The sequence below is a fragment of the Empedobacter sp. UBA7620 genome (genome assembly GCF_002484185.1).
GTDB classification, from domain to species: domain Bacteria; phylum Bacteroidota; class Bacteroidia; order Flavobacteriales; family Weeksellaceae; genus Empedobacter; species Empedobacter falsenii_C.
Genome location: NZ_DLJI01000011.1, coordinates 2,544 through 4,071, shown reverse-complemented (window position 1 = coordinate 4,071; position 1,528 = coordinate 2,544). Strand labels below are relative to the sequence as shown.

General features: G+C 34.7%; 2 protein-coding genes. One reads left to right on the top strand and one right to left on the bottom strand.

Annotated elements, in window-relative coordinates; all coding sequences use genetic code 11:
• Positions 1-11: 11 nt before the first annotated feature.
• Positions 12-329 carry a GNAT family N-acetyltransferase gene (locus tag B2217_RS01925; RefSeq protein ID WP_180906361.1) on the top strand — a complete coding sequence of 106 codons (318 nt, stop codon included), beginning with the start codon at positions 12-14 and terminating at the stop codon, positions 327-329.
• Positions 330-411: 82 nt separating this feature from the next.
• On the opposite strand, the gene B2217_RS01920 is transcribed toward B2217_RS01925, so the two are convergent.
• Positions 412-1,528 (bottom strand): dicarboxylate/amino acid:cation symporter (locus tag B2217_RS01920; RefSeq protein WP_291122037.1); only part of this gene is annotated, 1,117 nt, incomplete at its 5' end.

The following is a 1,528-nucleotide window of genomic DNA, read 5'->3' as shown; positions in this document are numbered from 1 at the left end:
AAAGAAATAAAATGAATGAAGAATTAATTCCTTTACAGGTTCTAAAAAATGAATCAACTTCGCGCTTTGAGTTGAATGTTGATGGATACATCGCTTTTATAGATTATAAACAAGAAGATGATATCATTAAATTGATTCATACCGAAGTTCCTGAAGAATTAGGAGGAAGAGGCGTTGCGGCTGCTTTGGTAGAAAAAACATTGTTTTATTTGGAGGTACATAAAAATCCTTTGTTTCCGTATTGTCCTTATGTGTATGCCTACATCAAAAAGCATCCGGAATGGAAACGAATTGTTCATCCTAAATTTCCGAAATATAACGAATTGTAATCGGTTAACGAATGATATTATAACAAGAAATGCGACCTTTATTAGGTCGCATTTCTTGTTATATTTTTGAAAAGCAATTTATTTAAGCTTTGTGATGATCATCATCGTGTGTATATGTTTGCTCAATTGCGAGGTGTCCTTCCCATTTATCAACTGCAACAGTCGATAAAGCATTTCCAAGAACATTCGTCATCGAACGTGCCATATCACAGAAATGGTCGATTGGTAAAATCAATGCGATTCCTTCTGGTGGAATTCCAAACATCGAACAAGTTGCAACCACTACAATTAATGAAGCTCTTGGTACACCTGCAACACCTTTTGAAGTAAGCATTAAGACTAATAACATCAAAATTTGTTTCTCGATTGGCATGTGAATTCCATAAACTTGCGCGATAAATAGCGATGCGAACGTCATGTACATCATTGATCCATCTAAATTGAAGGAGTATCCAAGCGGTAAAGTAAACGAAATAATTTTCTTTTGAGCTCCAAATTTTTCTAATTCTTCAACTAATTTTGGGAATACAGCTTCTGATGAAGTTGTAGAGAAAGCAATTAGTAAAGGTGCTTTGATGTGTCTTAATAAGTCGATTACTCGTTTTCCTAAGATGAAATATCCAACCAAAATTAAAACAGCCCAAAGAAGCAAAATACCAATTACAAATGCAATTAAATATTTAACATAAAGTAAGAATATACCGAATCCGTACGTTGCAATAGCAGCAGAAATAGTTCCTAAAACTCCTAATGGCGCAGTCCACATTATATATCCAACCATGATTAAGACGATATGCGAAATTTTGTCTAACGCTTTCGTAATCATTTCTCCTTCTTTTCCGTAAGCTGCCATCGCGACACCAAAGAAAATAGAGAAAACAACGATTTGTAAGATTTCATTTGTTGCAAATGATTCAAAAACAGATTTAGGAATCATATGTGTAATGAAATGCTCTAATGTAAGCGAAGCTTGACCTTTTAATAAATCTTGAGCAGAACTTGAATCGATCTCAATGTTCAATCCTTCTCCAGGTTTCATTACATTGATAACAATAGCACCAATCACCAAAGAAGTAAGAGAAGCTGTGATAAACCACCCCATTGCACGTCCACCAACTCGTCCAACCATTTTCATATCACCCATTTTAGCAATACCAACTACTAAAGTTGAGAAAACTAAAGGCGCAATAATCATCTGA

Bases quoted from the DNA above. Each gene is read 5' to 3' on its own strand.
- B2217_RS01925 (WP_180906361.1), top strand. From the start codon at position 12: ATGAATGAAGAATTAATTCCTTTACAGGTTCTAAAAAATGAATCAACT.